Below are 24,828 nucleotides of genomic sequence, written 5' to 3'. Positions count from 1 at the left end.
TGCCCCTAAAGCGGTCAATTGAATTGTCATCCCAGCGCAGCTGCGGCAAGATAAGCATATGAAAACGCTGTTTCCTATGCTTGCAACCCTAATGGTGCTGTCCTCATGCGGCGGGCCGCTGTCGCTCTATTACCGCGAAGGGGCAACCGTTTCCCGCCTTCAGCAAGAGACGACACAGTGTCAGCTTAAGGCGGTACAAGAAGTGCCGGTTGCCAATCAAATCCGTCAAAGCCCGCCAACATACTGGCCCGGGCGCACCTATTGCGACGGTCGGGGACGGTGTTACCAGTCCCCGGGATGGTGGCAGCCGGGCCGGGTTTACACGGTGGATGTGAACCAGGGCCTGCGCAACACGGTCGAGGCGCAGTGCATGGCGCAAAAAGGGTTCCGCCCCGTCAGCCTGCCAGCCTGCAAGCAAAACGTAAAATCAAGCGTACCTGCAACGCGCACAACAACATTGCCGCCGCTTACGACGCAATCGTGTTTTGTCAAATTCGATGACGGGTCTTTTCAGATCATTTCACCTGGTCAGTCAGGCTGACCGCGTTTGTGCCGCGCGCTGGCGGGCCAGCGCGATATGCGCAAGGATCGCGATTGCATAAATTCCGATCACACTCAGCAGCATCCCGGCCTCATCCACGCGCCACAAAATCGCCAGCAGAACCGGTGTGCCCAGCAAGTTACCCGCATTTCCCATCTGCGCCATGGCCCCATAGCTGAGCGCCTGCGCCTCGGCCTTTTGGTTCAGGATTGGAACGGCGGCAAAGCTGCCCCCTTGCACAAGGCCCAACACGGCAAACAGCAGAACGCATACTATCTCCAGCGGCAGACCAAGGAAGGCCCCGGCAATGGAAAAAATGCCCAGCCCGAACCCCAGATTGATCACCGCGACGCAGGGCATCACATTCAATAGGACGGGAACTGCTATCCAACTCAGGACAATTCCAGCCAGCGGCATCAACCCGGCGACGTGCGCGCTGATTTCTTCCGACAAACGACCCGGCAGGATGGCCAGCAAAGACACAAAGGTCAGCGTATAAAAGAACCACCCCACTGCCGGGGCTGACACGAACGGAGAGCGATAGGTGCGAAGATGAACGTTCAGCACTTCTGTCCACTGCCAGGGTTTGGTGTCAGAGGCAAATTGCACGCGCATCCGGCAGATCAGGATCACGCCAGCTACTCCAAGCATCAAGAAACCATGCAGCAGGAAGAACGTGGTCAGACCAAAAGCGGCGATCAGCGGCAATCCGATCCACGCATTCAGCGCAAAAGCGACGCCAAAGAATGTGCTCCAAAGGACCATCGCAATGTTGCGCGCCTTGCCGGTTGTGATTTGTGCGATCAGTGTGGGCGCAGCGACGACAATGGCCAGATGTGAAAGCCCCTCGACAAAGCGACTGGCCAGCATGATGTAAAACCCGGGCCATGTCGCCTGAAACACCGAAATCGCGCCACCGAGGCACAAGCCGAAGATCAAAAGTTTCAAGGGCCCAACCCGCCCCACGATGGCCCCGGACAAGGCCCCAAGCAAGGCTCCGATCAGGCTGATGATCGACAGCAACCATCCCATGGTTTCGGTGTGATCAGGATACAGTAAGACAAGCTCGGGAAACGGAACTGCAATTTTTGCAAATTGCGTCGCCGCGCCCAGACCAGCAAGCCAGAGAAGAAGAACCTGAAATATCTGTATCATAAGCCGCTTCTACTGCGCGCAACAGGATCAAGGAACGCATAAATTATGCAGCCTCAGTGTCTGGATCCGCTGACCAGACGAACAGGCGTGCCGTCAGACAGATACAGACGTTCCCAGATGATTTCGCCCGCGCTGATGCGAATGCGGTCATGGACAGCTTCGGACGTTAGGAACGCCTTTGGTGCGGGCGTATGCATGTCCCACCATCCGTCGGCGTCGAGTTCAGCCTCGGCCGCCTGTATTTCATCCGTTGCAAACTGCCACAGAGATACTCCCAACAGCGCGCTTTGGCTGGTTTTCCAATCGCGCGCCCTGCTGGCCGAATAGGCAAGACACCTGTGGCTCGCCTCTTCGACCAAATGCACACAATCTGACGAGCTCGTGACCAACCGCCGCAATGCGCTGTCATCAGCGCGGACCGGTCCAAGGGCCGCAAAGACGGCCTGTTGGGTCTCGGGCGGCGGTGTCTGACCGCCTCGTTCCCACCGCGAAACGGTTGCCTGATCCACTTGCAACAATTCAGCCAGATGAGCTTGCTTGAACCCAACCGACCGGCGCAGCCGTTTCAGGCGCTTTCCGAACCCCGGATAGCCGCGGGTTTCAAGCCGATTCACTGCTCTCAAAACACTCATGGCCAGCCCAGCCGTCCCGGCGGATTACTCCGCCGGTTCCGGCTCATCGATTTGCGCAACACGTGCACCGGACTTGTTCGACGTCACGACACCCAGCGATTTCAGTTTACGATGCAAAGCGCTGCGCTCCATCCCGACAAAGCTGGCCGTGCGGCTGATATTGCCACCAAAGCGATTGATCTGTGTCAGCAGGTACTCTCGCTCGAACGCTTCGCGCGCCTCACGCAGCGGCAAGGTCGCCAGCGCACCCGACAGAACGACGCGGCCCGAATCTTCGGTCTTTTCTTCTTCGCTTGGCAGCTCGCGCGCTTCGATCGGGCCGGTTCCGTCGCCCAGGATCAAAACCCGTTCGATCAGGTTCTTAAGCTGACGCACATTCCCCGGCCAGGTCATCGTCTGCAACAGGGCAACAGCCTCTTCCGACAGTTCCCGGATCGGCAAACCTTGGGTTTCATTACACATTTCGATGAAGTGCTGGGCCAGAACCGGAATATCCTCGCGGCGATCTTCCAGCGAAGGAACCGCAACCGGCACAACGTTCAGGCGGTGGTACAGCTCTTCGCGGAAACGCTCGGCTGCGATTTCTTCGTCCAGATCCTTGTTGGTGGACGAGATAACCCGCAGATCCACACGCACTTTGTCGGAGCCGCCCACACGCTGAAACTGCTGGTCCACCAACACCCGCAGGATCTTGGATTGCGTGCCCAATGGCATATCCGCCACTTCGTCAAAGTAAACCACACCACCGTGGGCTTCTTCCAGCAAACCGGGCTCGACCCCGCGCTCAGCGGATTCGCGGCCAAACAAAACCTCTTCCACGCGCTCTGGCTCGATCCCCGCACAGTTCACGGTCACAAAGGGCGCGTTGGCGCGGTTGGAATGGGCGTGGATATAGCGCGCTGCGATTTCCTTGCCCGACCCGGCAGGACCGCTCAGCATCACGCGACCATTTGATTTGGTCACTTTGTCCAGCTGACCCTGCATGGCCCGGAACGACGCGGATTTGCCGATCATGTCCGAGTTGTTGACCTCTTTGCGCTTGAGCGACGCGTTCTCGCGACGCAGGCGAGAGGTCTCCATCGCGCGGCGGATCACCACCATCAACTGGTCAATGTTAAAGGGCTTTTCGATAAAGTCATACGCGCCCTGCTTGATAGCAGCTACAGCGATTTCGATGTTGCCGTGCCCGGAAATGATCACCACCGGCACATCCGGGTTATCGCGTTTCACCGCCTTAAGAATGTCGATCCCGTCCATGCGGCTGTCCTTCAGCCATATATCAAGGATCAACAGCCCCGGCGGTTCGGAATTGATGGACGCCATACACTCGTCCGAGTTGGCCGCCAGCCGGGTTGAATAGCCTTCGTCCTCCAGAATGTCGGACACCAGCTCGCGAATATCGCGCTCGTCATCTACGATCAGAATGTCACTCATCTTTGGCCTGCTTTCAGTTTGTTGGTTCTAATTGCCTGCTTCTGTGGCGCAACGGTCGAGGACATATTGGCCCCCGGCAAACGGATTACGGCCATCGCGCCAAAATGGTCCTGTCCGTCAAAGACGGGCGCGTCCTCAAGCGTCAGCGCTCCGCCATGTTCTTCGATGATCTTCTTGACGATGGGCAGGCCCAGCCCCGTCCCTTCGTCGCGTGTGGTCACATAGGGTTCAAACAGTCGCGCCCGATCCTCGGGCAGACCGATCCCGTTATCTGCAATGGTGATGACCGTACCTGCATCATCACTGGACACTGCCACTTTTATCTGTGGCTTGAGATTATCCGGCGCCCCTTTTTCTTTAAGGGTACCAATCGCTTCTCCGGCGTTTTTAATCAAGTTCGTCAGAGCCTGATGCAACATCGTCGCATCCAAATCAGCCATGATGGGGTGCTGCGGTAAATCCGCGTCGATCTGCACATCCGGTTGCCCTGCCTGTTGCAATACAACCGCTTCACGCACGAGTTCGACCACATTTTCTTCGCGGCGCTCAGGCTCGGGCATCCGCGCGAATTTCGAAAACTCGTCCACGATGCGACGCAGGTCGTTGGTCTGGCGCACAATGACACCCGTCATCGACTCGAGGCTTTCGCAATCCTCTTCGTCCAGCTTGCGCGCGAACTTGCGTTTGATGCGCTCCGCGCTCAGCTGAATTGGGGTCAAAGGGTTCTTGATCTCATGGGCGATGCGGCGGGCAACGTCGCCCCAGGCTGCCATCCGCTGCGCACTGACCAGATCGGTCACGTCATCAAAGGCAACCACATAGCCTTCCAGCCCCCCGTCTTCACCGCGCCGGATGGCCATGCGTACCAGAAGGTTTTCCAACCGACCCTTGCGGGTGACTTTGACCTCACCTTGGACAGCCTCCTGCCCGCTGTCTTTCAGGCTTTCGAACAGAGGGAGAAACTCTGGCACCGCGATGCCAATGGCCAGGTGCTCTTCTCCCCGCGACCAGTCCAGCAACCGTTCGGCCGAGCGGTTCACAAATGTCACGCAGCCCTCAGGGTCAACGCCGACAACACCCGATGTGACCGAGCTGAGTACCGAATCGAACAGGCGACGGCGGCTTTCGATTTGCTGTGTGTTTTCCAGCAGCGTGTCCCGCTGCCCTTTCAGTTGCCGGGTCATCTGGTTGAAATACCGGCCCAGCATGGCGATCTCGTCATCGCTGGCCTCTTCTATAACCTGAACGCTCAGGTCCCCGGCCCCGACCCGTTGTGCCGCTGTCGTCAGCCGACCAACCGGGCGCGACAAACGTTCTGCGAACCACATACCCAAAGACATTGCAGCAAGGATCAGGATCAATGCAAAGCCCAGATAAAGTAGGCCGAACTCGAACAGCACCCTTCCCCGTTCGCTTTCGAGTTGTTGATAGAACTGCGCCGTTTCCTTGGTGTCATCCAGCAGGGTCAGCAACTGACCGTCCACTTCGCGGCTGACATAAAGGTAACGGTCCAGATAAGCTGTCAGGGGAACTAGTGCCCGGAATTCATTGTTAGGCCAGTCAGCTATGATCAGCAGCCCTGTGTCAGTGGCCTCGGCCATCTGTTCCGCAGTGGGTGCTTCGTAGTTGAACAGATATGACCGATCGCCGCGCGATTTGATCTCGCCGCTGCCGTCGATGACATAAGCTTCCCGCAATCCGCGTTGGATCTGAGCCTGCCCCTGCGCCAACACTTCGCGCAGTTCAGCATCCGAGATGTAGAAATCCAGCGAACGCGCATTGTCCAGGAACCGCGCCAGCACCGAGGCGTCCTGAACCAAACCGCGGCGGTGTTCCTGTTCATAAGCTTCTGCCGCTGTCAGGGACGATCCCACCACTTGCCGAACCCGGTCCGAGAACCAGCCTTCAAGGCCGATATTCACCGTGAGCCCGGCAAAAATCGCCACGGTTACGGTCGGCACCAGCGCCAGCAGTGTAAAAGCCCCGATCAAACGCAAATGAAGGCGCGAACCCGCCGACTTGGCCCTGCGCGCCGCAATCAAGCTGCCGACCTGACTCAGCACCAGTGCCGCGACGACAAGTACATAGACGAGGTCTGCCAACAGAATCAGCCGCAGGGTTGGTGCCGTTGCACCAAGATCAAAGGGACCAATGACCAGATAGGTTGCCAGCGCAAGAATTGGCCCCAAAAGGACCAGCCCAAAGGTACCGAAATTGCGCAGTTTTCGTGATTTACGCCATCGACTTATCGATGGGATCATCCCGCTCTGTGCTCGGGTTGCCACCGTCTGCCCTCATCCTGATGTGCCGCGTTTGCGGCTTACCGCCATATATCGTGATCTTTTCCCAACAGATGCCGGGATGCCACGGTTTGTGTGGCGATATTACATCAGTTTGCGGCGGCGTGTCACCTGAATATCGAGATCGGTTATCTTTTTTCTCAACGTATTTCGGTTGATTCCCAGCAAATCCGCACATTTCGCCTGATTTCCGCCGGTTGCGTCCAGTGCAATTTCGATCAGCGGTGCCTCAACCTCGCGCAAAATGCGCTGATACAGGCCCGGCGGCGGCAGAATATTGCCGTGCAGGTCAAAATACCGCCGCAGGTGTCGCTCGACCGAGGTTGACAGTTTTTCACGCTCGCCGCCGCTGAGAACCGGTTCCGCCTCGGGCTGGCTGCCCAGAACCATTTCCACCTCGGCTTTCGAGATTTCATCCGCGCGGCTGGTCAAACCCAATCTGCGCACCGCGTTTTCCAACTGCCTGACGTTACCGGGCCAAGAATAGCGGCGAACAAGTTCCACCGCTTCGGGGCTGAGCCAACGTTTTGCTCCACTTTCACGTTCTTCGCGGGCCAAGAAATGCTCGGCTAAAAGCGGAATGTCGTCCACTCTTTCGCGCAGAGACGGCACATGAATGGTGGCGCCGCACAATCGGTAATACAGATCCTGACGAATGCGTCCGGTTTCCATGCCTTCGGTCAGATCCGACTGGCTGGTGGCCATGAAACGCGGAACGTGATCGCCAGGCGTATCCATCATGCGCACGATCCGGGCCTGAACCTCATCATCGATGTCGGCAATCTCATCAATTAGAAGCGTGCCGCCGCGTACCCGTGCCAAAACACGCGCGGGGCCTTCCAGATCCCGCAGCTCTGCCGCTGCAACGGTGACAAACGGCAAGGTGCGACGGTCAGAAAAGTCGTGAATGGCGCGCGCAATCAAAGACTTGCCAGTGCCGCTTTCACCAGAAATCATCACCGAAAGATCGGTATTCATGACCCGAGCAACCAGCCTGTAGAGGGCCTGCATCACTGGGGTGCGTCCAACCAAAGGCAGCTCGTCCGGGCGCTCGCTATCTGCTTCGGCAGGCTCAGGCTGCGCACGTTGTTTCTGATCCAGCGCACGCGCGGTTCGCTTCATCAGGTCCGGCAAATCGAACGGTTTAGGCAAGTAATCATAGGCATCTGCCTCTGCGGCCTGAATTGCCGTCATGATCGTGTTCTGCGCTGAGATCACAATGACTGGCAGACCCGGGCGATCCTCGGCAATCTTTGGCAGCATTTCCAAACCGTTGCCATCAGGCATGACCACATCCGAGATCACCACGTCGCCCTTGCCCTCGCCGACCCAGCGCATCAACGTGGTCAGAGACGATGTCGCATGTACCTTGCACCCGGCACGCGTCAGGGCCTGTGTCAAAACGGTCCGGATCGTGCGGTCATCATCCGCAACCAGTACTGTGCCATCCATTAGGTGGTCTCCTTTTTGTGCTCGGCGTCTTCGCGCGGTGCGCGGCGCAGCGACAGTTTGAATACGGTTCGCCCGGGCACAGAATCGGCCGAAATCCAGCCGTCGTGGTCCGATATGATCTTACTCACCAGCGCCAGTCCGAGGCCGGTGCCGTTCTCTTTGCCTGAAACAAACGGATCAAAGATATCGCCGCGAATGTCTTCGGGCAGACCTGGGCCGTCGTCTATGATCTCGATCTGCAAAGGCAGCGAATGGCCTGACCCATCGCTGCGGCGCAATCGGAAAGAGTGTTCGAAATAGGTCCGTAGCCGAATGGTTCCGCCCTGTGGCCCGGCAGCCTCGGACGCGTTCTTGAGCAGGTTCAGCACCACCTGCAACAATTGATCCGGATCTCCGAACGCTAGCGGCAAGGACGGGTCGTAGTCTTCGATGATCGTCATATCCGCGCCAAACCCCAGCAATGCAGACCGGCGGGCGCGATCCAAAACATCGTGGATATTGACAGGTTTGAAGTCGGGTTTCTGCAAGTTACCGAATTGTTCAACCTGCTCTAGCAACTTAACGATCCGGCGGCTTTCAGCCACAATAAGATCTGTAAGTTCAAGATCTTGCGCCGAGATATTCATGCTTAGCAACTGTGCGGCACCCGTGATCCCGGCCAAAGGGTTCTTGATTTCATGCGCCAGCATCTCGGCCATGCCGATGGCTGATTGCGCCGCCGATTTTACGGTATTGCCCCGTGTCATCCGCCCCGACAATTCGCGCGGTGAAATGATCATGATCATCGATCCCGGATACCCAACCAACGGCGCGATCTGCAACGCGCATTGCAACGGCGCACGATTGCCCGATCCGGCGTCAACATCGTTTACAAACAGAGGCGTGCCATAGGTCCGGGCACGTTCAAAAGCCTCTTCAAGCGGTGCATCCACGGCAATCTGATCCCACACGGGATGGCCAATCACCGCCTTGCGTGACGCGTTCAAAAACCCCTCACCTGCCGCATTCACATCAGAAATGCGATCGTCCGGATCAATGATGAAGGCCGGAACGGGCAATGAGTTCCAGATGCTGGCGTTTGAGTTCATGCCGCCACCTCGCCCGTCTCACTCAATGCATCCGCCAGCAGGCGCAACACTTCGTTTGGATCGCGTGAGGTCAGAACGGCCCGCCGCAAAGGCGCTGGTGTGGCGGCTTCATCCATGTACCAGCCAAGATGCTTACGGGCGACGCGCAGGCCCAGATCCGCCCCATAGAAGGACAGCATCGCCTGATAATGCGCCTGCACCATGTCTATCAGATCCGCGCCGACCGGAATCTCAGGGGCCTCGGCCCCGAATAGGTCATGGCATACCTGCGCCAAGAGCCAGGGCTTGCCCTGCGCGCCGCGCCCAACCATCACCCCATCTGCACCGGACTGATCCAGCGCAGTCTGCGCGGCCGCGGTATCCACGATATCGCCATTTGCGATGACTGGAATCGACACGGCCTTCTTCACGGCCCGGATCGCCCGCCAATCGGCATGGCCTTTGTAAAACTGACATCGCGTGCGCCCATGAATAGTGACCATCTGAATACCGGCGTCCTGCGCCCGTCGCGCCACGTCTGGTGCGTTTAGCAGAGAGTCGTCCCAGCCCAGCCGGGTTTTCAAGGTCACCGGCACATCAACGGCACTGACCACGGCTTCGATCAGGGTCAACGCATGATCCGGCGTTTTCAGAAGCGCCGAACCAGAATAACCATTGGTCACTTTCTTGGCGGGACAGCCCATGTTGATGTCGATCACCCGTGCGCCCCTGTCGGCGACCTGACGAGCGGCTTCAGCCATCCAATGCGCCTCGCGCCCGGCCAATTGCACGGCAGTGTTTTCGACATCCGCTGACAGTTCCGCACGTTCGCGCACGCCAGGCTTGGCTTGCACCATCTCCTGGCTGGCAACCATTTCGCTTACCACCATACCGGCACCAAACCGCATCACCAGATCGCGAAACGGGCGATCCGTGATTCCGGCCATCGGGGCCAGCAATACTGGTGGGTTTACTTCCTTGTCACCGAGATGAAGGGTCAACGTGCTTAATCCTTGGGCAGTTGCTGATTTGATATCGAATTCCGCGCATATGAACAACAAAACGGCGTGAAACAAGCCCGCAAAATCATCACATGCCTATTTTTTAATCGTTTTACCTTGGGTGATTGCCTCTGCTTTCACCGCCGCCTAAACACAGCCAAGACGAAGGAGCGCCCGAGACATGACCACAGCCGCCATTATAGTCGCCGCGGGGCGCGGGTTGCGCGCCGGAGGCGGCGTGCCCAAGCAATGGCGCAGCCTTGCGGGGCGTCGTGTGGCCGACTGGACAATCGAGCAGTTTCGCGGACAGGTGGATCACATCGTTCTGGTGCTTTCTGACGAAGACACCCACGCATGGGAAGAGTTTCGCAATACAGATCTGATCCTGGCTTCGGGCGGATCAGATCGCTCAAGCTCGGTCCGGGGCGGATTGAAGGCCATAGAAGGATTGGGGGTTCAACATGTTCTGATCCACGACGTGGCCCGCCCTTGTGTCTCATCGCGCATCATACAGGACGTGCTGACCGCGCTGGAAACGCATCAGGCGGCCGCGCCGGGGCTTGCTGTCACGGATGCGCTGTGGGTTGGGCAAGACAACGCCGTAACGGGCACGCAGGACCGCAATGGCCTCTACGCCGCGCAAACACCGCAGGGCTTTCACTATGACGCTATCACTGCTGCCCACGCGGCCCATTCGGGCGAGGCGGCGGATGATGTGGAGGTCGCCCGCGCGGAAGGCCTTGATGTTTGCATTGTCCCCGGCGACGCAGACAATCTGAAAATCACCCGACCCGAGGATTTTGCCCGGGCGGAACGGATAATGGGAACGGATATGGATGTAAGGCTTGGCAACGGGTACGACGTGCACCGTTTTGGCGAAGGGGATCACGTTATCCTGTGTGGCGTGAAGGTGCCTCATGGACGCGGATTGCAGGGGCACTCGGATGCAGATGTTGGGATGCACGCCGCAACCGATGCGATCTATGGTGCTTTGGCGCAGGGTGACATTGGTCAACACTTCCCGCCCTCAGATCCGCAATGGAAGGGTGCTGCCAGCGAGATTTTCCTGCGCCATGCGGTCGAGCTGGCCGGGCAGATGGGATACCGCATTTCGAACGTCGATTGCACCTTGGTCTGCGAGTATCCAAAGATCGGCCCTCATGCCGCTGCCATGCGTGTCGAAATGTCTAAAATCATGGGGTTAAGCGCAGATCAGGTCTCGGTCAAGGCCACCACATCCGAGCGTTTGGGCTTTACTGGTCGCAGCGAAGGGATCGCCTCGCTCGCCACAGCCTGCCTGGTGAAGGCATGACCGCAGCACAGTTGATCGGCACCGTTGGCGGCGTCGGCTATTTACGCCCTGCCCCAGGCACCTGGGGATCCCTGGCGGCGCTACCGATGGCTTGGGTGTTGCATACGCTGGGTGGGTTTCCCCTGCTGGCACTCGCAACACTGGCCGTTTTTGTTGGCGGCCTTTGGGCAACCCGCGTGATGACCGAAGGCCAAGATGATCACGACCCGTCAGAAATCGTCGTTGATGAGGTCGCAGGCCAGTTCATCGCGCTTTGGGCAATTTCTTACCCGTCCTGGGCCCATGGGATCGACATTACCGCCCTTTGGCCCGGTTGGGTAACCGGTTTCATCCTGTTCCGCCTGTTCGATATCACCAAGCCCGGCCCCGTTGGTTGGGCCGACAGGCGTGGCGATCCGATGGGCGTTATGCTCGACGACGTCATCGCAGGCGTTTTCGCAGCCATCGGCGTGATGATACTGGCGGGAATAGCGCACGGAGTACTGGGTCTGTGAACGTGAGCGAACTGTTGGATCTTGCCAAGGCGCAGGGCGTGATGATCGCCACGGCTGAAAGCTGTACGGGCGGGATGGTGGCTGCGGCCCTGACCGATATTCCCGGCAGCTCCGCTGTGGTTGACCGGGGCTTTGTCACTTACACCAACGCAGCCAAAAAGGACATGCTGGGCGTTTTGGCCGAGACGCTGACCGCGCATGGCGCAGTGTCAGAGGAAGTCGCCCGCGAGATGGCAGACGGAGCCCTACGCCATTCTAAGGCGCAGCTTGCCGTTTCGATCACCGGCATTGCCGGGCCGGGCGGGTCCGAGTTCAAACCGGAAGGGCGTGTGTGTTTCGGACTGGCCCGCGATGGTCAGGACACACAGACCGAAACGATCGAATTTGGCGCGTTGGGTCGGGATGCTGTGCGTCTGGCGGCGCGGGATCACGCGTTAGAGTTGCTCAAAAACGAGCTTTCACAAGCGCCCATTATTTAGGCGCACCGCATCAAAAGATGCAAAAAATGTCATCACTTGAACAAAAGGCGACATTTTAAGCGCCTTTTGCAAGTCTGCCTCTTTTTTCCTCACTCCCCCTCGGTTTCAAGGCTGCGCACACACTCACACGGGTCCGGAGAGCTGCCGAACAGCCCCCTGACCAAACGCAGGGGAAAGGAGAGCGGCCCATGAATGGAGCCGATACAGCCTGGATCATCGTTGCAACCGCACTGGTCCTTTTCATGACATTGCCGGGCCTTGCGCTGTTCTACGGTGGGCTTGTACGTGCCCGAAATGTGCTCAGCGTGTTCATGCACTGCTTCTCAATCGCCTGTTTGATGAGCATTCTGTGGCTCGTTGCGGGCTACTCGATCGCCTTTGGCCCTGGAGAAAGCGGGATTTGGGGTGGTTTGGGCAAAGCGTTCCTGAACGGTGTGGATGCCGATAGCCTTGCGGGTACCCTGCCCGAGATCCTGTTCTTCGCCTTTCAGATGACCTTTGCGATCATCACACCGGCCTTGATCGTTGGCGCTTATGTCGAACGTGTCGGCTTTGGCTTTGTTCTGACCTTTTCGGCCCTTTGGATGCTGCTCTGTTACGCGCCGGTCGTCCATTGGATCTGGGGCGGCGGCATGCTGGCTGATGGCGGTATTCTGGGTGAGATCGGTGTACGCGACTTTGCGGGCGGAATCGTTGTCCATGAAACCGCGGGTCTGGCCGCTTTGATCATCGCCGTCATACTTGGCCCCCGTCGCAATCGCACCACACCGCCGCACAACCCCGGCTATGTCATGGTCGGAGCAGCGATGCTGTGGGTCGGTTGGTTCGGTTTCAACGGTGGCTCGCAATTGGCCGCGGACGGTGGCGCCGCAATGGCCATGACCGTCACGCATCTGTCCGCCGCAACCGCGTCGCTGACCTGGGCCCTGTGGGAACGTATCCGCTTTGGCAAGGCTTCGATGGTTGGTCTGGTCACGGGAACCATTGCCGGTTTGGCCTCGATCACCCCGGCATCCGGCTTTGTGGGTCCGGTACAAGCGCTGATCATCGGTGCGGTCGCCGGTGTCCTGTGTCAGGAAGCCGTCAGTGTCATCCGAAACAAGCTGAACATCGACGACACACTGGATGTCTTTGCGGTGCATGGCGTCGGCGGCATTTTCGGCACCATCATGATCGCTGCGTTTGGCCTTGGCACTTGGACCGCGCAATTGGGCGGGCTTGTGATCGTGGGTGCCTTTACGGCAGTTGTCACAATTGTGTTGGTGAAGGTGGTTGCACTTATCACCCCGCTTCGCGTAGACGCCGAAACCGAAACAAATGGGCTCGATCTTTCGGTACACGGGGAACGCGCCTACGACATGAGCAGCTAAGCCCACCTTGGCGCTCTGCCCGAAAGGGCGAAAAGCGGACCTCTTGGGGGTCCGCTTTTCTTTTGCGACCCTCTCGACTCTGGGCCAGCGCTCGGGCTATCAGCCCGCAACGTGTATTCAGCCCCGAGGTTTGCGCCATGATCCCCAGCTCCTTTCCCGACAGCACCGAAATCGCCCGCCTGACCGCGCGGATGCTGCTGGAGATCAAGGCCGTTCATTTCAATGCGCGCGAGCCCTTCACTCTGGCCAGCGGACTGCCCAGCCCGACTTACATCGACTGTCGCAAGCTGATCTCGTACCCGCGTATCCGGTCGACCTTGATGGATTTCCTGACCGTCACAGTGATGCGCGATGCCGGGTTCGAAGCGTTCGACAACATCGCAGGCGGCGAGACGGCAGGCATCCCCTTTGCCGCCATGGTGGCCGAGCGCATGGCGCTGCCGATGACCTATGTGCGCAAGAAACCCAAAGGCTATGGTCGCAACGCCCGCATCGAAGGCGCGATGAGTGAAGGCGAGCGTGTGCTGCTGGTCGAGGACCTGACCACCGATGGTGGCAGCAAGCTGTCTTTTGTGGACGCTATCCGCGAAACCGGCGCGACCTGCGGGCATACTGCGGTGATTTTCTACTATGGCATTTTCCCCGAAACCGAAAAGACGCTGGGCGACCACGGCGTAAAGCTGCATTCGCTGTGCACATGGTGGGATGTTCTTGCCGAAGCCAAGGCGCAGAAAGCCTTTGACCAAGAGACACTTGACGGTGTTGAGGCGTTCCTGAACGATCCGCGTGGCTGGCAAGAAGCCAATAAATCCACGTAAACCTCTTGTGGGCAAATTGGGGATAAGTGCATAAGAATCGGGGCATGGGCCACGATATCTGGTGACTTTTCCCTCATTTCATACATAATAAGCTACGCATACGCAGGTATCCAAACGGTTCGGAAAGTTATCCCTAGGCTTTACCCCAACTTAGCCACAGGTATTTCCAGATAGCTTGCGGTGGCGTTTCGCGTGTAAAACCCCCAAACGGGCAGCGGGGACAAGATGAACGAGATCAGCAGTATCGAGCAGGCAGCGGCGCAGATTCAGAATGCCGAAACCATGCCGCATTCAATCGAGGCCGAGCAGCAATTGTTGGGCGCGATTCTGACCAATAACGATCTGTATGACCGGGTCGCCTCGATCATCGGGGCCGAGCATTTCTATGATCCGGTCCATGCCCGAATTTATGAAGTCGCCGCCGCCCGTATCGCCAAGAACGCGCTGGCCTCACCTGTCACACTGAAGTCGTTCATGGGCGAAGATGAGGGTCTGAAAGAATTGGGCGGTCCGGCCTATCTGGTCAAGCTGGCCGGGGCCTCGATCAGTGCCTTCGCGGTGCATGACTACGCCCAGATGATCTACGACCTCGCCATTCGGCGCGAGTTGATACGCCTTGGCCGCGATATCTCGGACAAGGCCGCGCGGGTCGAAGTCAGCAGTGAGCCCAAAGAACAAATCGTCGAGGCCGAGCAGCAGCTCTATCAGCTATCCGAGCAGGGCCAGACCGAACAAGGTTTTCAATCCTTCCTCAAGGCGGTCACAGAAGCCGTCAACGTCACCAATGAAGCCTACCAGCGTGGTGGCGGCATGGCGGGGATTTCCACCGGTCTGGCCGACTTGGACAAGCAATTGGGTGGCTTGCACCCGTCCGACCTGATCATTCTGGCTGGACGACCGTCGATGGGGAAAACATCGCTGGCGACGAACGTGGCGTTCAACGTGGCCAAAGCCTACAAACGCGGACAGAAGCCGGATGGATCAGAAGGCGCGATTGACGGTGGTGTGGTCGGGTTCTTCTCACTTGAGATGAGCGCCGAGCAGTTGGCGGGCCGTGTTCTGGCCGAAGCGTCCGAGATTTCCAGCCACAAGATCCGTCAGGGCGACATGACCGAGGCCGAGTTCCGCCGCTTCGTGGACGCAGCCAAGGAACTGGAAGCTTGCCCCCTGTTCATCGACGACACACCTGCCCTGCCAATATCACAGCTTGCCGCCCGCGCGCGGCGGTTGAAGCGGACGCATGGGCTGGATCTACTGGTGATCGACTATCTACAGCTTTGCCGCGGTATGTCAGACAACCGGGTAAACGAGATTGCTGAAATTTCGATGGGCATGAAAGCCATCGCCAAGGAATTGAACATCCCGGTCATCGCGCTGTCACAGCTGAGCCGTCAGGTGGAAAACCGTGACGATAAGCGCCCACAGCTGTCTGACCTGCGGGAATCGGGCTCGATCGAACAGGATGCCGACGTGGTGATGTTTGTGTTCCGCGAGGAGTATTACAAAGAACGCGAAAAACCCGGCGATCACGAGCTGGAAAAGATGGAAGAGTGGAAGCAGGCCATGGAACGCCTGCACGGCAAGGCCGAGGTCATCGTCGGCAAACAGCGCCACGGTCCGATCGGCACGGTCGAGCTTTCGTTCGAAGCCCAATTCACCCGCTTTGGCAATCTTGTTAAACCCTGGCAACAGGGCGGCGAAATCGAGGGATACTGATCACACTGCTTCTGACAATGGGTACGCCGCTGGTCGAACTGGTGGCGTAGGTTTTAGGCTGTGTTAAGGTAGATAAAGTTAACCTGCACAGCACGCTCATACTGGTCGGAGGCCCCGAGTTTTGCCCGCGATCATCTCGGAAATCAGGTATCGGAACGGCCCGAATTTTGCGCCGGACGGGGATTTCATTGAAGTCCGTGTGCCGACCGGAACGGATGTCACCGGGCTTCAGGTTGATGTCTATAATTCAAATGGCACAGTGCGCAGTTCCACAGATGTCGACACCGCGACAATGACGACGGTGGGCGGCTTCGACTATTACGTGGTCACGGCCCGTATCAACCGACTGGGCGCTGTCTCATTGTCCGACAACGGTTCGGTTCTCAGCTTTGTGTCTTTCGATGCGCAGGTAACGGCCACCCAGGGTCCGGCCAACGGTCAGACCTCAACCCAGATCGGCAGCAATGGCACGGATGATACGTCTTCGTTGTCCTCAACCGATGGGGTGAATTTTGTTCAGGATCCAAATCCAAGTCCCGGCGCCCCTTGTTTCACCTCGGACACGTTGATTCTGACCGATCAGGGCGAGATCCACGTTCAGGACATCGAACCCGGAATGCGCGTCATGACGACCGATGGCACCCTGGAAGCGGTACGAATGCGCCTGTCTCGAACCCTGCGACACGCGGATCTTTTGAAGAAACCAGAGCTCTACCCGGTCTGCATCATGGCTGGTTCATTGGGTCATGGTTTACCGCGCCGTGACCTGATTGTATCGCGCCAACATCGGATGTTGGTCCGCTCTGCTATTGCGCAGCGGATGTTTGCAACGCGGGACGTTTTGATCTCGGCCATCCGATTGACCGAATTGCCTGGAATCTACGTCGACGATTTGGCGATCAAAGTGACCTATCATCACCTCGTTTTTGACCGTCACGTTGTTCTGTTTGCCGAAGGCGCGCCAAGTGAAAGCCTTTTTACTGGACCAGAAGCGTTGAAATCGCTTTCACCAGAAGCGCAACAGGAACTGCTCACGCTGTTCCCGTCCCTGATCAGCGATCAAGAAATGGTACCTGCCTGCCACATCCCCAGCGGACGGCGGCAAAAGACACTGGTTGCCCGCCACATACGCAACAGCAAGGCGATGCTTGATCAACCTCTGATCTAAAGGCAAATCCCGTTGCGTGGCTTCAACTTATTGCGGGTCACCAAAGCGTTGGATTATTCAACGCAGCCACGCAATGCGACGGGCCTGTCAGTGACGTCAGTTCCCGACCGTTCAACGCTTGCCCCAACCACCCATGCGGATGGCTCAGCGACAGCGGCGGTTGTGCAGTGTCCTCAGTAATCTGCCTGAACCCCGTTTTACAATAGTACCCAGGATCACCGTATGTCAGAGCCACATCCACTCCTAAGGCCCGCAGTTGGTCCAGCCCGTAGGAAATCAACGCTTGGCCAACACCGGTTTTCTGGCTGCCGGTGGTGACGGCCATCGGCGACAGAATGAACACAGAACGCGTATCCTGTGGATACACGACCCGAGAAAAGATGGCGCATCCCAGCAACTCGTGATGGCGATGTGCTGTGCACACGACCAGATCCTCAGGTGGGGTGGTTTCGATCAGGTCTTGCACAAACGCGCCGATCAGCGCGCCTTCATCCTCTCCTTCGGACGCTGAAAAAACATCCGCAAACAACTGAACCAAAGTAGAAGGATCCGGTGTTAGCCCCGTCGAAAACGCCATAATTTGCGTACTCCTACTGCTGCGGTCCCGAGTGTATTGCGATGGAACGATCACACTCTCAAGATCGTTTTAACATCAATGTGAAGACAATCCCAAAACCGGTCCTGTACAGCGACAAACCGCAAAAATCTCTTGGTTTTCGGCACTTTTCGTCGATTGCGGCAACGTGGCAACGGAATACGTTACGGAAATGCGCCATTCCCTCTTGACCTTGGACGGCGCAATGTCATGAACAGTTCCATGAGTACTGCACGTTTGACGATCAATCTTCAGGCGCTGGCCAGCAACTGGCGGGCGCTTGATGCGAAGACCGGGGTTGAGACCGGGGCCGTGGTCAAGGCCGATGCCTATGGGCTGGGGGCCGGGCCTGTCAGTGACACGCTGGCCGAAGAAGGCGTTCGCAAGTTCTTTGTCGCCGCCGCCGAGGAAGGTGCTGTGGTGCGCGAGGCCGTGGGTCCAGGCCCGATGATCAGTGTCTTTTCCGGGCATATGGAAGGCGACACAGATCTGTTGCGCGCGCACGACCTGACCCCCCTGATCAACTCGGCTGAGCAGTTTAAGCGCCATGAACAAGCGCTGCCCGATCACGCATTTGGCATTCAGTTGGACAGCGGCATGAACCGTCTGGGGCTGGAGCCCGCCGACTGGGCGGAACTGCGCCCAAAGGCCGAGGCTTTGAACCCGGCGGTGGTCATGTCTCATCTGGCCTGTTCCGACGAGCCGGATCACCCGATGAACCAGCAGCAACTCAAGACCTTTCGCGAGATGACCGAAGGCGTCACCGCACCGCGTTCGCTGGCCGCGACCGGAGGCTCATTTCTGGGGCCAGAGTTCCATTTCGATTTCTGCCGTCCGGGCATCGGTCTCTACGGTGGCCTGCCCTTTGCCGGTGCCAAACCGGTTGTCACCGTTGATCTGCCCGTCATCCAGGTGCGCAAACTGGAGGTCGGCGAAACGGTTGGCTATGGCAACAGCTGGGTGGCGCGCCGCCCGTCGCGGATCGCCACCGTTTCGGCTGGGTACGCGGATGGCCTGCATCGCGCCATCGGTGGTGGGATTGACACGTTTGCCGGAAACCAGCCCTGTCCGGTGGTCGGTCGGATTTCGATGGACCTGATCACCGTGGACGTGACCGATCTGCCCCATGACCCGGAACGCCTGCGTATTCTCAATGGCCATCAGACCGTCGACGATCTGGCCGAAGCTGCCGGAACGATTGGGTATGAGATCCTGACATCCTTGGGCAATCGCTATTCGCGGGGCTATGTGGAATGAACCCAATTTCCGCGCTTGGGGGGCTGGGCCGCACCGTACTAAGCCTGTTTGCGGCCTTTGGCCGTGTTGCATTGTTCGCGCTGGATGCCATCTCGCACATTCTGCGCCCGCCCTTCTATCCGCGCGAGTTCGGAATGGCGCTGCTGAACATCGGCTGGCTGTCCCTGCCCGTGGTTGGCCTGACCGCGATCTTCACCGGCGGCGCATTGGCGTTGCAGATCTACGCCGGCGGCGCGCGTTTCAACGCCGAAGCGGTGGTGCCTCAGATCGTCGCCATTGGCATGGTACGAGAGCTTGGCCCGGTGCTGGTCGGCCTGATGATTGCCGCCCGCGTGACCTCATCCATCGCGGCCGAAATCGCCACGATGAAAGTGACCGAACAGATCGACGCATTGGTCACGCTGTCGACCCACCCAATGAAATACCTGACCGCCCCACGCGTCTTGGCCGCGCTGATTACCGTGCCCGCCCTGGTCGCGGTGGGTGACATCATCGGCATTGCCGGAGGCTACACGGTTGCCACTCAAAACCTGGGCTTCAACCCGGCGGCTTATCTGAAAAACACCGTGGATTTCCTTGAAACCCGCGACATCGTCTCATCGCTGGTCAAAGGCGCGGCCTTTGGCCTGATCGCGGCCATCATGGGCTGTTACTATGGCATGAATTCCGGTCGCGGCGCACAAGGCGTTGGTCGGGCCACCAAAGGCTCGGTCGAGGCCGCAGCCGTGCTGATCCTGGCTGCAAATTTCGTTCTCACAGGGGTATTCTTCTCGCTATGATCCGGATGGAGAACGTACATAAAGCCTTTGGTGATAACCACGTATTGCAAGGACTTAACCTTGAGATCCCAAAAGGCACCTCGATGGTCATCATCGGCGGGTCGGGCACCGGTAAGTCGGTGGCGCTGAAATGTATCCTTGGCCTGATCCACCCCGACAGCGGCATGATTTATGTGGACGGCAAAGACGCCAGCAAAGGCGACCGCGACGCGTTTCTGGCCCGGTTCGGGATGCTGTTTCAGGGGGCGGCGCTGTTTGATTCACTGACCGTCTGGCAAAACGTTGCCTTCCGCCTGCTGCGTGGGTCTCTGAAACGTCCGACCGAAGAAGCGCGCGAAATCGCCATCGAAAAACTGCGCCGCGTAGGATTGAAATCCGACGTGGCCGACCGCTTTCCGGCAGAGCTGTCAGGCGGGATGCAAAAACGTGTCGGCCTTGCCCGCGCCATCGCCGCCGAGCCCGAGATCATCTTTTTCGACGAACCCACCACCGGCCTCGATCCGATCATGTCCGGCGTCATCAACGACCTGATCCGTGAAATCGTGACCGAAATGGGCGCTACCGCGATGACCATCACCCACGACATGAGCTCGGTCCGCGCGATTGCCGACAACGTCGCCATGCTGCACGGAGGTGTCATCCAATGGACCGGACCGGTCGGCCAGATGGATGCCTCGGGCGATCCTTATGTCGAGCAGTTCATTAGTGGCAGTGCACAGGGGCCGATTGAGGCGGTTCGGTGAAAGGAATTGTTAAATGAACCAAGATTTTGAAAAGCTGCTAGCACATATATCTGAATTTGAAAAAGCACGTGCGCAAGAAAGCGAAAACAGTAACTCGGAAACGTGGAATGAAAACTACTATGCGGGTTTTCTACTAGCGGACACTCGTTTCCGATACGCGGCAAAACGTTTTGACCTAGAATATCCTGATGCTCCTCCAATAGGTGATGTACAAGACCAAATGCGGGATATCAGTGCTCGTTACAAAGAGTATGCCACTCCATGGAAAACACTTATCCTGAGCAGGAGAATCGAAGCGCAAGTAGCTCTCGAATATGATGATCCCACCCAAGAGTTCGCTGAGGCGATAGCTTTCGACGGAGAACACCGCAACAAAATACACGAAATAATTGGAGCGCTTAGAACCGAAGTTCATGACAGCAACTGGATGAACAAAGATCAGAAGCGCAGGGTTCTCTCCGCCATAAACTCTGTACAGTCCGAAGTGGACAAAGAGATAAGCAATTTCCACCTAATGTTAGGGAAAATTGTAGACCTCCGAGACGCATTTGGAACGGCTGGAAAAAAAGCAAAGCCCGCTTTTGACCGTATTGATCAACTAGCCAACGCAGTCAGAGGGCAGAGAAAGCAATCACTTTCAATTGAGAAACAAGAAGAGCCCCTGAAAATCGAAGATAAGAGTGACGAAATGGAATGACTCTCCGCTTCGCCACCCTCTCGCTCCTGATCCTCTACCCCATCGCGTGGTTCGCCCCGCTGATGCGCGCGGGGTTCCTGCCGATCTTCGGCCTTAGCGAAATCAGCGTCATCACCGGGCTCCAATCCTTGTGGAAATCCGACATCTTCCTCGCGCTAATCGTGACCATCTTCGCCCTCTTCGCCCCCTACATCAAAACCATCGGCACCGCGCTGATCCAATGGAACCTGCTGGACGCGCGCGTCCAACCCGCGCTGAACATCCTCGGCAAACTGGCCATGGCCGACATTTTCCTGATCGCGCTTTACATCACATTGGCCAAGGGTATCTCTTACGCGACCATTGAAACCGCATGGGGTCTTTACCTGTTCACGGCCTGTATTCTGGCCTCGATCGCACTTGGCCATATTACAGAGATGACATCTGGTTCACGAAAAGCTCAGACCTAATTGATTGAAAACACATATCTAAGTATCATCTTTATATTTCGAGCAGTTAAGATTTGTAGTTTTCGGGTCCGCAGCGGATCGCCCTAAGTTGTTTGATCTTCCTCCGCTTCGGCCCGGTGTGTTCCGGTTTGAAAAAGGAGTTCGACGATCATGGCCGCCCTCCACAACATCACATTGCAATGTCAGAATGCCTTTTTAAGATTGACTTTTTTACTGATTTGCATGGCGGCCCTGCTGGCCGTTTCAACCACGATACTATCCGCTTTGGGCGTGTTGCCCTGGCTTTCAATGCAGGCCGGATTCGGCGACGAACCGGCGGCGGATGCCGGGATGTTCATCCAGATCGGGCTGACCGCACTGATTCTCATGCTGGCATTTTATCTGCCGGCAAACGCGCGAATGATGGCATTGGAAAACAACCATCGCAAATTTGCCCTCAACATGTATGACATCGCGAACGCCTATCAGATGGCCCACGCCGCTGACCGAAGCGGGCTGTTCATGATGTCCTCCGAGTTCGACGCGGTCAAAGAGCGTATGGCGTTTCTGCGCCAGCACCCTGACCTGCAATCGCTGGAACCTGAGATTTTGGAACTGGCTGCACAAATGAGCCAGATCAGCCAGGAATTGGCCGAAACCTATGGCGACGCTCGGGTCGAACGGGCGCAGATGTTCCTGCAACAACGGCAGCAAGAGATTGAGCTGTTCCAGCAACGTTTGGAAGAGGCTCAGGTCATCCAAAACGAATTGCGCCAATGGACGCGCGACGTGGAAATGGAAGAAACCATCGCCAAATCGCAATTGGCACGCTTGCGGGATGAACTGTTCGAGCTGTTGCCCGAACTGTCGACTCAGTTGCAAACACCACGCAAAGACAGCGCCTCAAAGGCGTCCAGCGTGGTTGCGATGTCCCCCCCTCGGGCGGCGGAATAGGCGCGTCAGCGCCCGCTGTGGGCGATGGCCCGTTCGGGGCCTGAGGCCGCAGCGCGCCACCGGTGGTGAGGAAAGCCCGCAAGGGCTTGAAGAACCGCCCAAGCTCGGGCACCAAAGGCCGCATGGCAAAAACGACTTCTTTCTCCTGCTCGGCCTGCGGAGCAACACATACGCGATGGTCCGGACGCTGCGACGCGTGCGGCGAATGGAACACCATCGTTCAAGACGTGCCCCTTTCGGCTGGCCCGACCAAGAAATCCCTCGGCGGCAAACGCGGCCAGTCCATTGCACTCACGGATTTGTCGACCGAGGAAACCCCACCGCCCCGCACCCTTTGCGGCGTGGAAGAACTTGACCGGGTGTTGGGCGGTGGTCTGGTCCCGGCCTCTGCTCTTCTTGTGGGCGGAGATCCGGGCATCGGTAAATCCACGCTGCTATTGCAGGCTGCTGCCCGGTTCGCGCGTGCTGGTGTCAAAACCATCTACGTCTCGGGCGAGGAAGCCAGCGCACAGGTCCGGATGCGTGCACGTCGTCTTGGGCTTGAGGACGCGCCAGTCCAACTGGCCGCAGAAACCAACCTGCGCGACATCCTCACGACGCTTGAGGCCGAAAAGCCCGGTCTGGCAATTATCGACTCGATCCAGACCATGTGGGCCGACAATGTGGACAGCGCGCCCGGATCGGTGTCACAAGTCCGGGCCGCAGCCCATGAATTGACCACATTTGCGAAACGACACGGTGTGTCGATCATCATGGTCGGCCACGTTACGAAAGAAGGTCAGATCGCGGGCCCGCGCGTGGTCGAACACATGGTCGACACTGTGCTGTATTTCGAGGGCGAACGCGGCCACCAGTTCCGCATCCTGCGCGCGGTCAAGAACCGCTTTGGTCCTGCTGATGAGATCGGCGTCTTCGAGATGACGGGCAAAGGGCTGGCGCAGGTTACAAACCCCTCCGCCCTGTTCCTGTCGGAACGCGGCACGCCCAGCCCCGGTTCGGCTGTCTTTGCGGGTATCGAAGGCACCCGCCCCGTTCTGGTCGAATTGCAGGCCCTTGTCGCCCCTTCGCCCCATTCCCAGCCCCGCCGCACGGTCGTTGGATGGGACAGCGGGCGGCTGGCCATGATCCTAGCTGTGCTCGAGGCGCGCTGCGGAATCCCGTTTGCTGGCCTTGATGTCTATTTGAACGTCGCCGGAGGGCTAAAGGTCAGCGAACCCGCCGCAGACCTCGCGGTTGCCGCTGCGTTACTCAGCGCGCGTGAAGACACCGCCCTGCCCGCCGACACCGTCGTTTTCGGAGAAATCTCGCTATCTGGGGCACTTAGACCCGCTCCGCAGACAGAAAACAGGTTGAAAGAAGCTCAAAAACTTGGTTTCACAGCGGCAATTGCTCCGGCGGGTGGCAAAACCGGCACTGTGGCAGGTCTGTCACTCACCCGACCCTCTGATTTGGTTGGGTTTGTTGGCGAAACCTTCGGAGCAGGTTAAAGTCGCGCCTTGAGGGGCAGAAAACGAACAGGCGAGGGCCATGGAAGGTTTTACAATAATTGACGGGGTCGTCGCCCTGGTCATCGTGCTATCGGGCTTATTGGCCTACTCACGTGGTTTCATGCGCGAAGTTCTGGCTATCGCAGGATGGGTCGCAGCGGCTGTTCTGGCGTTCATCTTTGCTCCGCAGGCCGTCCCACTGGTCAAGGAGATCCCCGTAGTCGGAGATTTCCTGCGCGACAGTTGCGAGCTTTCAGTCATCACCGGCTTTGCCGCAGTCTTTGCCGTGGCGCTGATTGTGGTCAGCATTTTCACGCCGTTGTTTTCGTCACTGGTGCAACGCTCGGCTTTGGGTGGTCTGGATCAGGCGCTTGGTCTGTTCTTTGGCATCGCGCGGGGCATCCTGCTGGTTGCGATCGCTTTCTTTGTCTACGATACCGTGATGACCGGTCAGTCTTACACAATTGTCGACGAAAGCCGCTCGGCCAAGGTTTTCGAGCAGTTCAGCGGTCAGATCGAAGAACAAAACCCCGAGGCTGCTTTGGGCTGGGTTACCGCACAGTACGAAGAGCTGGTGGCCAGCTGCACTGCAGGCAACACCCAGCCTGACACCACTGCACCTGCGGAAGGCTAAACACGGCCCAATCCATGCTTTCTGGAAAGCCCGGCTCTGACCGGGCTTTTTTTCTTGTTTGTCAGGTAAATCCTTCGCCGCCGCATACAGTGCATTTGATCGTTTTTAATCCAAAACACCCATCACACCGGCTGGAGATCGGTTTGCCAAGAATATCTCGGCTTTTGACAACTTCGCCCGCGCCGTTGCAGATCTGGCAGGGCGCGCGCCCCATGCCCCGGCATCGATGGCACCGTTGCTTGACCCGTTCCGGTTTCTTTTGCTGAGACTTATGTTGCCACATTCGGATCCTCTGGGTGTTTCTCTAATCCAGAA

24 protein-coding genes are annotated in these 24,828 nt (G+C 57.9%); 16 read left to right on the top strand and 8 right to left on the bottom strand.

Annotated elements, in window-relative coordinates:
- Window positions 1-58: 58 nt before the first annotated feature.
- Window positions 59-541: a hypothetical protein gene (locus tag GS646_RS07015; protein WP_171183441.1), complete on the top strand. Its 483-nt coding sequence runs from the start codon at window positions 59-61 to the stop codon at window positions 539-541.
- On the opposite strand, the gene GS646_RS07010 is transcribed toward GS646_RS07015, so the two are convergent.
- From GS646_RS07010 to dusB, 7 genes are all read right to left on the bottom strand, one after another.
- Window positions 533-1,696 carry an MFS transporter gene (locus GS646_RS07010; RefSeq protein WP_171183443.1) on the bottom strand — a complete coding sequence of 388 codons (1,164 nt, stop codon included), beginning with the start codon at window positions 1,694-1,696 and terminating at the stop codon, window positions 533-535. The genes GS646_RS07015 and GS646_RS07010 overlap by 9 nt on opposite strands.
- Before the next feature lie 53 nt (window positions 1,697-1,749).
- On the bottom strand, window positions 1,750-2,328 hold the full coding sequence (locus GS646_RS07005; protein WP_171648430.1) for a helix-turn-helix domain-containing protein: 579 nt from the start codon (window positions 2,326-2,328) through the stop codon (window positions 1,750-1,752).
- A 24-nt stretch (window positions 2,329-2,352) separates the two neighbouring features.
- The gene (locus tag GS646_RS07000; protein WP_171090357.1) at window positions 2,353-3,762 is read right to left on the bottom strand and encodes a sigma-54 dependent transcriptional regulator; all 1,410 of its coding nucleotides are present in this window, start codon (window positions 3,760-3,762) and stop codon (window positions 2,353-2,355) included.
- Complete coding sequence (locus tag GS646_RS06995) at window positions 3,759-6,023, bottom strand: PAS domain-containing sensor histidine kinase (protein ID WP_171183447.1); 2,265 nt, start codon at window positions 6,021-6,023, stop codon at window positions 3,759-3,761. Before GS646_RS06995 ends, GS646_RS07000 begins: the two co-directional genes overlap by 4 nt.
- Before the next feature lie 123 nt (window positions 6,024-6,146).
- Window positions 6,147-7,514: a response regulator gene (locus GS646_RS06990; RefSeq protein ID WP_171648432.1), complete on the bottom strand. Its 1,368-nt coding sequence runs from the start codon at window positions 7,512-7,514 to the stop codon at window positions 6,147-6,149.
- Complete coding sequence (locus GS646_RS06985) at window positions 7,514-8,602, bottom strand: nitrogen regulation protein NR(II) (RefSeq protein ID WP_171648434.1); 1,089 nt, start codon at window positions 8,600-8,602, stop codon at window positions 7,514-7,516. Before GS646_RS06985 ends, GS646_RS06990 begins: the two co-directional genes overlap by 1 nt.
- The gene (gene dusB, locus GS646_RS06980; RefSeq protein WP_256368593.1) at window positions 8,599-9,582 is read right to left on the bottom strand and encodes a tRNA dihydrouridine synthase DusB; all 984 of its coding nucleotides are present in this window, start codon (window positions 9,580-9,582) and stop codon (window positions 8,599-8,601) included. The genes GS646_RS06985 and dusB overlap by 4 nt, the downstream gene beginning before the upstream one ends.
- 181 nt (window positions 9,583-9,763) lie before the next feature.
- On the opposite strand from dusB, the gene GS646_RS06975 reads away from it, so the two are divergent.
- From GS646_RS06975 to GS646_RS06945, 7 genes are all read left to right on the top strand, one after another.
- Entirely contained in the window at window positions 9,764-10,894 is a 1,131-nt protein-coding gene (locus GS646_RS06975; protein WP_171648438.1) for a bifunctional 2-C-methyl-D-erythritol 4-phosphate cytidylyltransferase/2-C-methyl-D-erythritol 2,4-cyclodiphosphate synthase, read from the top strand.
- Window positions 10,891-11,388: a phosphatidylglycerophosphatase A gene (locus tag GS646_RS06970; protein ID WP_171183455.1), complete on the top strand. Its 498-nt coding sequence runs from the start codon at window positions 10,891-10,893 to the stop codon at window positions 11,386-11,388. The genes GS646_RS06975 and GS646_RS06970 overlap by 4 nt, the downstream gene beginning before the upstream one ends.
- Window positions 11,385-11,867, top strand: a complete 483-nt coding sequence (locus tag GS646_RS06965; protein WP_171183457.1) for a CinA family protein — start codon at window positions 11,385-11,387, stop codon at window positions 11,865-11,867. Before GS646_RS06970 ends, GS646_RS06965 begins: the two co-directional genes overlap by 4 nt.
- Window positions 11,868-12,055: 188 nt before the next feature.
- Window positions 12,056-13,237 (top strand): ammonium transporter, encoded by a 1,182-nt coding sequence (locus tag GS646_RS06960; protein WP_171183459.1) that lies wholly within the window; start codon window positions 12,056-12,058, stop codon window positions 13,235-13,237.
- A 137-nt stretch (window positions 13,238-13,374) separates the two neighbouring features.
- Window positions 13,375-14,055 carry an orotate phosphoribosyltransferase gene (locus GS646_RS06955; RefSeq protein ID WP_171183461.1) on the top strand — a complete coding sequence of 227 codons (681 nt, stop codon included), beginning with the start codon at window positions 13,375-13,377 and terminating at the stop codon, window positions 14,053-14,055.
- Between the two features lie 225 nt (window positions 14,056-14,280).
- Window positions 14,281-15,771, top strand: a complete 1,491-nt coding sequence (locus tag GS646_RS06950; RefSeq protein WP_171179946.1) for a replicative DNA helicase — start codon at window positions 14,281-14,283, stop codon at window positions 15,769-15,771.
- A 121-nt stretch (window positions 15,772-15,892) separates the two neighbouring features.
- Window positions 15,893-16,939, top strand: coding sequence for a Hint domain-containing protein (locus GS646_RS06945; protein WP_171183463.1), 1,047 nt, complete (start codon window positions 15,893-15,895; stop codon window positions 16,937-16,939).
- A 37-nt stretch (window positions 16,940-16,976) separates the two neighbouring features.
- On the opposite strand, the gene GS646_RS06940 is transcribed toward GS646_RS06945, so the two are convergent.
- The gene (locus GS646_RS06940) at window positions 16,977-17,516 is read right to left on the bottom strand and encodes a GNAT family N-acetyltransferase (protein ID WP_171648440.1); all 540 of its coding nucleotides are present in this window, start codon (window positions 17,514-17,516) and stop codon (window positions 16,977-16,979) included.
- Between the two features lie 240 nt (window positions 17,517-17,756).
- Between GS646_RS06940 and alr the strand changes: the two genes are divergently transcribed.
- The 8 genes from alr (at window position 17,757) to GS646_RS06900 (ending at window position 24,513) form a co-directional block, all read left to right on the top strand.
- Window positions 17,757-18,791, top strand: coding sequence for an alanine racemase (gene alr, locus GS646_RS06935; protein ID WP_171183467.1), 1,035 nt, complete (start codon window positions 17,757-17,759; stop codon window positions 18,789-18,791).
- Window positions 18,788-19,570, top strand: a complete 783-nt coding sequence (locus GS646_RS06930) for an ABC transporter permease (protein ID WP_171183469.1) — start codon at window positions 18,788-18,790, stop codon at window positions 19,568-19,570. Before alr ends, GS646_RS06930 begins: the two co-directional genes overlap by 4 nt.
- Window positions 19,567-20,313 (top strand): ABC transporter ATP-binding protein, encoded by a 747-nt coding sequence (locus GS646_RS06925; protein WP_171183470.1) that lies wholly within the window; start codon window positions 19,567-19,569, stop codon window positions 20,311-20,313. The genes GS646_RS06930 and GS646_RS06925 overlap by 4 nt, the downstream gene beginning before the upstream one ends.
- A gap of 13 nt (window positions 20,314-20,326) precedes the next feature.
- Entirely contained in the window at window positions 20,327-21,010 is a 684-nt protein-coding gene (locus GS646_RS06920) for a hypothetical protein (protein WP_171648442.1), read from the top strand.
- Window positions 21,007-21,459 (top strand): paraquat-inducible protein A, encoded by a 453-nt coding sequence (locus GS646_RS06915; protein ID WP_171183474.1) that lies wholly within the window; start codon window positions 21,007-21,009, stop codon window positions 21,457-21,459. Before GS646_RS06920 ends, GS646_RS06915 begins: the two co-directional genes overlap by 4 nt.
- A gap of 150 nt (window positions 21,460-21,609) precedes the next feature.
- Window positions 21,610-22,392, top strand: coding sequence for a DNA repair protein (locus GS646_RS06910; protein WP_171183476.1), 783 nt, complete (start codon window positions 21,610-21,612; stop codon window positions 22,390-22,392).
- Window positions 22,393-22,514: 122 nt separating this feature from the next.
- On the top strand, window positions 22,515-23,879 hold the full coding sequence (radA, locus tag GS646_RS06905; protein WP_171090399.1) for a DNA repair protein RadA: 1,365 nt from the start codon (window positions 22,515-22,517) through the stop codon (window positions 23,877-23,879).
- 40 nt (window positions 23,880-23,919) lie between these two features.
- Entirely contained in the window at window positions 23,920-24,513 is a 594-nt protein-coding gene (locus GS646_RS06900; protein WP_171183478.1) for a CvpA family protein, read from the top strand.
- The last annotated feature ends 315 nt before the right edge of the window (window positions 24,514-24,828 follow it).

Source organism: Ruegeria sp. HKCCD4315 (assembly GCF_013112245.1).
GTDB lineage: Bacteria > Pseudomonadota > Alphaproteobacteria > Rhodobacterales > Rhodobacteraceae > Ruegeria.
The sequence above is the reverse complement of the archived record's forward strand: the minus strand, read 5'-3'. Positions and strand labels throughout refer to the sequence as shown.